The sequence below is a fragment of the Candidatus Woesearchaeota archaeon genome, from assembly GCA_027858315.1.
Classification (GTDB): Archaea; Nanobdellota; Nanobdellia; order Woesearchaeales; family UBA583; genus UBA583.
Genome location: JAQICV010000074.1, coordinates 1 through 9072, shown reverse-complemented (window position 1 = coordinate 9072; position 9072 = coordinate 1). Strand labels below are relative to the sequence as shown.

Genomic DNA, 9072 nt, shown 5'->3' with positions numbered 1-9072 from the left:
AAATAATATTGTTGAAATTAAAAAATTCATAGATAGTAGAAAAATGACGCCATCATCTGCTTCAAAAGGATTTAGAGTTTTTTTAAATTATCTTGAAGAAAATGAATTAGTATCAGATTTAGAGTTATTAAGAGCAAGAAAAAAAGTTAAAATTATTACTAGCAATAATATTGACAAATATGTTCCAAGAACAAAGGAGATAAAACAAACATTGTCTATATTAAGCTCTTATGAGTTTCCTAAAGAGTTTCAAATCATGTATAAATTCATGTTAGAAAGTGGGTGTAGGTTTACAGAACTAGAATATCTTATGGAAAATTTTGATAGAAAAAATATTGAGAAATTTGGAAACATTATAACTTATAGGAATTTCTATTTAAGAGGTTCTAAATCATCTTATTATTTATTTTCATCTAAAGAAACATTTAATGATTTAATTGAAGTTATGAAAAATAATGAATTAGAAATCTTAAAATACTTTCAAAGAAAAATTCAAAGAACAAAATATACAGTTAGTTTGAAATATTTAAGTAAATATAATTTTACTAAATTAATTGATAATAATATTGAGATTGAATTTTCTAATTTTATTCAAGGTAGAGTTTCTAAAAACATAGGTTTTACTAATTATTTGGCAAAACAAAGATTATCAATTCCAAAATATTCTAAGTTTATTGAAAATTTATATTTAGAATTATGTTAAAGTTAGAGGAGACAAATCCCATCCCTCGCAAAAAGAATTGGCGTCTCCTCTAATATATAATAATATTAATTTTATTTAAAACTTCTTTTATAACTAATGTGAAGTAATACTTTTAAAGCAGTTGCTACTTTGGAACAGTATTAGTTAATATATATATTGTATAGTCTAAATTTATCCCAAAACATAAAAAAAGTGTAACAAGTGAAACATTTCTGTGTAATTTATCCTAAAAGGTACGTCGAAAATAAGTGTTTTCAATGAAAAAAGTTATTTTCCAATCGTGGGTTTATATATATCTTAGATATGCAAAACATATTACAAGTGGAAAAGCATTTATCAAAAGAAGAAACTTTAAGAGGTTATTTTAATGAAAGTGAAATTAAAGTCTTGAAAATTCTATTAATGCCTATATCTCATAAAGAGCTTGTAAATGATGTTATTTTAGAAGAATTTACAAGATTTTATTTTTTTGAAAAGAATTTAGAATCATTATCTAAAAAAATTAAGTTTCTTTTTGAGGTTAAAAAAACATTAGATTTTCTTCTACCACAAACTAATTGCTTTTCTTCTAAAGGTAACATAGAAGATGACTTTATACAATTATATAGAAAAGCTATCACGATTAGGCAAGCTTTGGGAGTTCATAGACAATCCAATTCAAACAATTCTAAATCTGTTAAACATAATGATTATAGTTCCAGATTGGGTTAGCTTTGGATTTATTGTGTTGATACTTGGAGCTTTACTTTTTGTTATAACATATCAATTTGCTAGAGGAATAATATTTGCTCTATTAATTGGTTTTATTATCTATAATGCGAAAGACATCTTAGAATTATTAATTTAAAATGGATAATGTTTCAAAAGAAGAATTTACAGACTTTGTTCTAACAATTGGTTCACATATTATGAGCCTTAGAACAGAGATTACAGAATTAAAACAAAAAATACAAAATAAAGAAAATGGAAATAAAAAAGATTAATATACTATTTTTTTTTGCTCATAATTTTACTGAACGGAGCAAACGGGGCAGATGTAGAGATACAAGACTCTTCTTTTTCAAAGATTGAGAATAATGTAATTTATTATTTGAATGAGCCTAAGATAAATATCTCATTTTTAAATTTAAATGATAATTTGACAATATATTTAGATAATGTTGCGAAACATAAAAGCTCTGAAAGTGGTTTTTATGTTTTAAGTTTTCCAGATAGCGAAACATTTAATTTAAAAATATTAGATGGAGTAAGCGAAACATATAATCAAAATTTGACTTCTCAAAGTGTTAAGGTATCTGACATTTCAACAGTCCTAACATCATCAAACCTTTTAAGTAAAGAGACTATTAAGTATAAGGTATTAGTAAATAATAATGAAATTGAAAAAGATTCAATTACTTTAAAGTCTATAGTTTCTGATGAGGATAATAATATTATTTCAGATAAAGAAGAAATCTTCTCCCTCTCTTCAAATTCTAACTTAGCCAAATCATTCTCATTTATTCCTGACAATGCAGGAGATTATAAAATTAAGAATGAAGTATATATTGAAGGCTTTTTAGTAAAAGAGAATGAAAAATTAATTGAGATTCAAATAACAAGACCTGAAATAAGTTTAAGTTTATCAAGAAATGAGATTACTGTGCCAAGTGATATAGTTACAACAATGACTATCCAAAATACTAAGGTTTCGAGAGATTATGACATTATATTCCAAGTAATAGACCCAAGAGGAGATATAATTGAAGAAATCACAAGAGAAATAAATGTTCCTTCTGATACTACGAGAAGTTCTTTGTTTCAATTGGAATTAAGTGAAGAACAAGATGGAGGAGAATATATTTTGCTTAGTAAAGTTTCATTTGAAGAAGGAGGCGAAACATATGAAGATGAAGAACAAAGAACTTTAAGAGTGATTACTCCTAGTGCAAATGTAGTTCCAAGCCTTAATACTCCTGAAATTATAGAAGTATCTAAAGAGTTTGCATTTATTTTAAGTTTTAATCATTTATCAACAAAACAATTTAGATATTATTATCAATGTCATTTCTATGATAAAAATAATTTCTTATCATATACCTATCCACAAAACCCTAATTCAATTACTTTAGGTAAGCAAGAACAAAAAGATTTAAAATTATCTTTTACAATCCCTTCAGATTTCAAAACAGGCAAATATATCCAAGAATGTAAAATTACTTATGGAAATGAAGTTTTTAAGACTTCTAAAGAATTTCAAATCAAACAACCTAACAATTATTTAAATCTTAGAGCTATAAGTGATTATCATAACGGAGAGGCAATAATTAAAGTAGGTCATTCAACTAAATCAATTAAAGAATTAATAGGTTTTATTAATATATTCTTATATGATGAGAATGGCAAATTGATTGATTCAGATTTAAACAATGAAGTTACAATTGAAAGTAAATTAAAAGAGTTCTCTTCTCAATTTAATATTCCTGAAGATGTTCCTGCACAAGACATTAGAGTTCAAGTAGAATTAGAAGCTTTAGATGAAACACTTTTTGAAGAATTTGATTTAATTGAAAATAGAGATAACTTAGAATTATATTGTTCATCTGCTTTTGTAACACCTCAAAATAATAAAGTCTCATGTTCAGTTGCAGGAATTACAAGTTCAAGAGGAAGTGTCTATATTGGTATTGTAAGAGATGGAGTTGAAATACCAAGAATATTCAGACCTAACAATAAAGCTCTTTTAATGAATGTTCAAGAAAAACCTTTAATTGAAGAAATTTATAATAATGAGACTGATATAACAGAAGAAAGAATTTCAGAACTTTCATTTAATTTGAATTTTAATAATATTAGAGAATCAAAAGCAAAAATAATAGCCGTATTCGTAGATGAGAATGGTTTGTCTAGTTCTCAAGAATTTCCAGTAATAATAATTCCAAAAGGTGCAGAGATAGGACAAACAAAAACTTATGCCGAAGATTATTTTGAAGATGATAAGAAAAAACCTTTAGGTTCTCCAAATTCTGAGTTTCAACAAGAAGTTCAAATCAAATCTTTATCAAGCTCACAAATTAAAGTTAAGATTAAACCTATTTCTCAAAATGATAGACTTATACAAACAGGAGATAGTAGAACTTTAGATTTAGCTCCAAATAGTGCTTTAACCTTAACTTTTTTACATAAACAATTAAGTAATGAATTATTAACAATTGCCAAAGTATCTTATTTAGTATTTTTAATTTCTGATGATGGAACTGAATATCTAATTGATACTAAAGAAGTTGATTCAATTGCACCAAAGACTTATTATATTGAGCCTAACCCTGATAAGACTAATGTTTTGGGTTGGATTTTCGGATTGTTCATATTTGCTATAATTGTTATTTTATTAGTAGGATTTTACAAGTTCAATAAAAGAGAAACTAATGGAAGTTCTGATATGTCTTCAGCTTCAAGGAAACCACACGAAAGTTATGAGGGAAGATGAATAATAAACAATTACTTTTTTACAACTTTAAGAAATATTTGAATATGCTTTGGTATTCATCTAAAATTGAAGCTCTTAAAACTAATCCTGATATTGAACTAAGAAATGTTATGGGAGTTTATTTAGGAGATTTATTTGATTTTGAGCAAAATAAAACTTTAAAAATATTTTATTTGAAAGATAGTAATTTAATAGTAACTATAACAGAAAGCGAAGGACACCTATATTTTAATTTTTATGCAGGAATAAAATTAAGAGCAAAAATAAGGCATGTTGAAGCTCACAAAAAGTTTAAAGAATTCGCTCAAACTCTTAATAGACATAATAGCGTATTACCAGTAATTCCAACAGATGAAGGATTTTATAGTTTCTTTAAAGTTCATGTTGATACTTGTATTAAATACATAGAGAAGAAAGATTATGAAGACAAATTTTTAGAATTTGTAGAAGATTCAAAAATTAAATTTAAATCAATGTTAAATATGTTTTCAGAAGAATTTACTTTAGACCAGTTTTCAGCACAAGACTATTTACATTTTTTATTTCCTAAAAACATTTCAAATCAAGGAAGGAAATTCTATAAAGGAAGAGGCGAGAATTTACTAGACGAAGTTACTGCTTTATTATCTCCGTTACAATTTCAAAGCTCTTATTTTATCAATATTAATTCTCTTTTGAATATTGGTAAGGCTAAAATAGATGGTAAAACTGCAATGATTGGAGCTTATGCTTCTAAGGTCTATAAACATAATTCTAAAAATGAGAGAATAGAAGTAAAAGATGTTTTTGAAGTTAAATTGCAGTCTATATTTAATTTTGTTATAATTGCTAATGAGAATAAATTTCAAATCGGGGGTGCATGGGGTAAAGCTCTAGGTGGGCAAAGTAGTATTTCTAATTCTGATACTTTTGGAAAAGTTAAGTCTAGTATTGATGTTGATATGTTAAAGTCATTTCTTGAAAAGATTGCTTCTCAAATTGAAGATGAGACCAGGAGTTTTGCCAATGTTAGAGTTATAAGAGAAACTGTTGATAATGCAAGTTCTACTTATAGATTCTCTTTCTATGTTATAATTAAAGAAATTTATTTGAAAGGCAAAGTTAAAGATGGAAAAAAATATATCTTACATTATTTATCTTGTCTAAAAAATGTCTCTACTGTAATTGATTTAGTATTAAAGAAATATACCTTAGAACAATATTTTATGAGAGAGGAACTTGATGTTTTAGGTATTAAAGATTCTTTTTATATGGGTTGGGATGATGCCTTACTTGTAGTTAAGATGTTTGAAAATTTTACTGGTTCTTTCAGGTCTAATAAAAAAGGTGATGAAATATGATTAATGATTTAATTGATTTTGATTATGGCTTGGATTCTAATGAATTGGAGAATATGAATTTTAACCATTTTGAAAGTATTGAAAAAAAACCTTATTTTCCTACGCCTGATGAAATGATTAAGATAACTAAAAAAGGGGAATTGTATATTGGAGCTGAATTTGATGATATGTATAATTTTATAGGACATGCAACAATACCTACAAAAGAATTTACAATGCACCAGTTTATTTTTGCGGTAAGTGGAGCAGGTAAAACTGAAATGTTAAAATTTCAATACACTTGTATATTAATTCAAAAGGATATGGCACGGACTTTAAAGGATGAAGGGAAACTTACTGAAGATGAAGTAAAAATTTTTGATATTTTGATCTTAGACAATCTTGGAAACTTTAATAAATTTGGAGAACCAATTTTACAATCAAAATCTCAGTTTTTAAAGTTCTATTTAGCAAGTGGGTGGCATCCCGATTATTTAAGAAGTTTAGGTAAGAAATGGGTTAGAAAATATAAACCTAATAATGAGAGTAATGTGGGATTATGGCATAATTCAGTTATAGTTCCAAATTTAAAATCCACATTAAGCTTTCTAAATTATTTGACTTTATTAGGTATTAATCTTTCAGGAATACAAGGGCAGATATATCAAACATTAGATAGGCTTGAAGTTTTAGATAATAGAATTTTATCTAAGAAATTTGATTTCAAATTATTTTATTTAGAAATTAAAAGTATGAGGGATGAAATGATACATGAGGCTAAATGGTTTTGTGAAAGTCCGCAAGAACAAAGAAAAATGTGGAATGATATAGCAAACTTAGATCAGGTAATAGCACCTCTTGAAACTTTAGACAGAGAATATAAGAATACATTTGATAAACCTACATTTGAAGATGGAAAGATAACTATTCAAGACTGTTCAACTACTTCAGATAGATGGCTTTTTCATAGTGCAATTTTTACTTACATGTATTTCAAATTTGCTAAAAAGCCTGAGAACTTACAATCAATTAAATTAATGGTTTCAACTGATGAGTATAATGATATGTTAGATGATGCCTCCAATGATTCAATTCCTGATTATGAACAGAAAAGGGAGGCTAAACTTGCTAATTGGACTAGGTCACAATTTCTAAGACTTATTAGAGAAGGTCGTAATTATGGAACTCCAATTGTCGGTGCAACACAAAATCCATCTCAACTTTTAATTAAGGAGGGTCGTAAGTTTGCTTCAATTAATTCTAAATGGATTGGCTATTTAGGAACTGAAATTGACAAGATGGAAGAAAACAAAAAAGGAGGAGGAACATTTGGGTCTCAAAAGGAGGTAGTTTATCAAGAGTCTCAAAGTAGAGGTTGGATTTCTCAGAAATATACTGGGAAATGGCTATTAATCTCAGAAACAGGAGCAAGGAGGATTCAAACATTTATATCATGTTATAATTAGAAAATGAATTTAAAAGAATATTATTATAGTTTAGAACCTAAAAGGCGAGTTGAGGTATTTAGAAATTTTTACAATGAAGTTCATGCTGACTTAGACATAAGAGCAGACAATGAAGCTTTACTTGATTTTACTGAAATGATTATTGAAACACAAGATGCAATAGTTATAGTTAATTCATTAAAAGAAAAAATGTTTAAGTTAAATGAAGATTTAGAAAAAACTAAAACTGAGAATAAAAGGTTAAAAGTCTTTAAAGAAAAATACCAGGTAACTTTAGACAATGTGAAACTCAGCTATGAAGAAAAACTAGAAGAACAAAAGAAAGAACATGAAAAAGAGTTATCTAGATTTATTTCTGAAAGATTAGAAACTGCAACTAATGAAGTTTTCATTGAAGAAGATTTGCCTTCTGATATTGTAAATTTTGTTAAGTTGCAAATTGAGAAGATTAGGGAGCTTATGACATTTGAAAAGAAAAGTGTAACTGAGATTAAAACTTCTTATGCTGCTTTGTCTAGTAATTCAACTGATTTAATGATGAGGGAATTTGCTAAATTAATAATTGAAGTAATTGATGAAAAGAATATTTTTCAACATGCTAAATTCAAAAAGATAGAACTTCAAATCATGAAAAGGATTGAGGAGGCTTTGAAATGAGGATTATTAACCGAGTTGAAAGGAAAGGCTCATTAGTTGAATTTGAAAAGGGAGATATATTAGAAGAATTAAGACAAGTTAGAAAGAATCAATTTTATTTATACTTTTCTTCCCTTATAGATTTAGAGATTTTAGAATTAAAAATATTAAAACATATTCTACAAGGAAATAATAAAGAGATTGCTTTTCAGACTTTAGATAAGAGATATAAGAAAGTTTGGCTTTTGTCCTGGAACAAATATTGTAATAGATTAATTTATAGAGATATTGAGTTGAAATATACTTTAATTTTTTCAAGAGGCGGAGTTTTGATTTATCCCAATAGTTTAGATATAAATAAGTGTTTGAAAGTAAGTTTGCATTTCTTAGGAACTTTAGAGATGGCAGGGTGTTTGAGATGAGCTTAGAAAGAATAATTGATGACAAGACAAATTATGTGATTAGATTTTTTGTTTATGTTTGTTTAATATTGTTTATTGTAATGATTTGGTTAATGATAAGATGAAAAAAGGAGAAAGGATTAAATTAAGAATTGATATAGGTATTATGCAAAAGGGGAGTCCTAAAATAAAGGTCTTAGGTATAATTACTGCAACTTATAATGAATATGGTATTGAAAATTATAAATTAGACATTTCAAAAAAATATAATTTATTAAAATTACATTTACAAAGATTTCAAGAGAATAATAATGAGGGATTAGGTGTAGAGATAGAAAAAGCTGGAAAAGTGTTGAAAGGCTTTTTAAGAATAGAAAATAATAGTTATTTGCTTACTTCAAGGTTTGTTTATAATTATATTAGAAATGAGAATGTGAGTATTTACATCCCTAGAAGAAATAGGCGAATCTGCTCTGTTAATGTTAGAGTTCATAAAAACGATAAAGGTTTTATTTTGTCTAGTGATGAATTGCTAAGATTAGAAGATAAGATTTTTCATTTAGTTTTTAGAGGCAAATTCTTTGAATGTAAAAAAGTAGGTAGCTTAATTTATTTTACTAGGAGTAATTTGATTAAGTAAAACTATATAAATATCAATATTGAAATAAATTTATGACTATTTTAACTGGAGCTTTTTTTAAGCCTGAAAATTTAAACGAGAGAAAAATAAATTTTCTACTAAAAGCAAATTCTATATTAAAGGAGTTTCCAATTCTATATTCAATAATGAAATTAGACTCTTTTAATTTTTCAAAATATGATAGAAATATTATTTACCTGCTAGCTTATGGCTCTGAAAATGAAGAATCTCAAAATTATAAAGACTTAACTTTAATTGAAGAAAGTCTTAAAAAAATTAATCTTAATAAAATAAAAACTGGGATTAAAAAAGAAGTTATTGCAAGATTAAATTCATTTGATGAATCTAAAGCATATAAGATGGTTTTAGAATTATTTTTATATTCCCAATTTAGCCAAAACAAATTAATTTCTGAAATCAAATTTATTGATTTTGGTG

Annotated in this window: 10 protein-coding genes; all 10 read left to right on the top strand. The window is 26.4% G+C overall.

The window, feature by feature from the left end; translation table 11 throughout:
- On the top strand, positions 1-703 hold a 703-nt coding region (locus tag PF569_06890), incomplete at its 5' end, for an integrase (GenBank protein ID MDA3855965.1).
- A gap of 303 nt (positions 704-1006) precedes the next feature.
- Complete coding sequence (locus PF569_06885; protein MDA3855964.1) at positions 1007-1414, top strand: hypothetical protein; 408 nt, start codon at positions 1007-1009, stop codon at positions 1412-1414.
- 137 nt (positions 1415-1551) lie between these two features.
- Positions 1552-1686, top strand: a complete 135-nt coding sequence (locus PF569_06880) for a hypothetical protein (GenBank protein MDA3855963.1) — start codon at positions 1552-1554, stop codon at positions 1684-1686.
- A 14-nt stretch (positions 1687-1700) separates the two neighbouring features.
- The gene (locus tag PF569_06875) at positions 1701-4172 is read left to right on the top strand and encodes a hypothetical protein (protein MDA3855962.1); all 2472 of its coding nucleotides are present in this window, start codon (positions 1701-1703) and stop codon (positions 4170-4172) included.
- On the top strand, positions 4169-5512 hold the full coding sequence (locus tag PF569_06870; GenBank protein ID MDA3855961.1) for a hypothetical protein: 1344 nt from the start codon (positions 4169-4171) through the stop codon (positions 5510-5512). The genes PF569_06875 and PF569_06870 overlap by 4 nt, the downstream gene beginning before the upstream one ends.
- Positions 5509-6957 (top strand): hypothetical protein, encoded by a 1449-nt coding sequence (locus PF569_06865; protein ID MDA3855960.1) that lies wholly within the window; start codon positions 5509-5511, stop codon positions 6955-6957. Before PF569_06870 ends, PF569_06865 begins: the two co-directional genes overlap by 4 nt.
- Before the next feature lie 3 nt (positions 6958-6960).
- Complete coding sequence (locus PF569_06860; protein MDA3855959.1) at positions 6961-7614, top strand: hypothetical protein; 654 nt, start codon at positions 6961-6963, stop codon at positions 7612-7614.
- A complete protein-coding gene (locus PF569_06855) occupies positions 7611-8015 on the top strand; it encodes a hypothetical protein (GenBank protein ID MDA3855958.1) in 405 nt (134 codons plus the stop codon). The genes PF569_06860 and PF569_06855 overlap by 4 nt, the downstream gene beginning before the upstream one ends.
- Positions 8016-8115: 100 nt before the next feature.
- Positions 8116-8634, top strand: coding sequence for a hypothetical protein (locus tag PF569_06850; protein MDA3855957.1), 519 nt, complete (start codon positions 8116-8118; stop codon positions 8632-8634).
- Between the two features lie 32 nt (positions 8635-8666).
- On the top strand, positions 8667-9072 hold a 406-nt coding region (locus PF569_06845), incomplete at its 3' end, for a hypothetical protein (protein MDA3855956.1).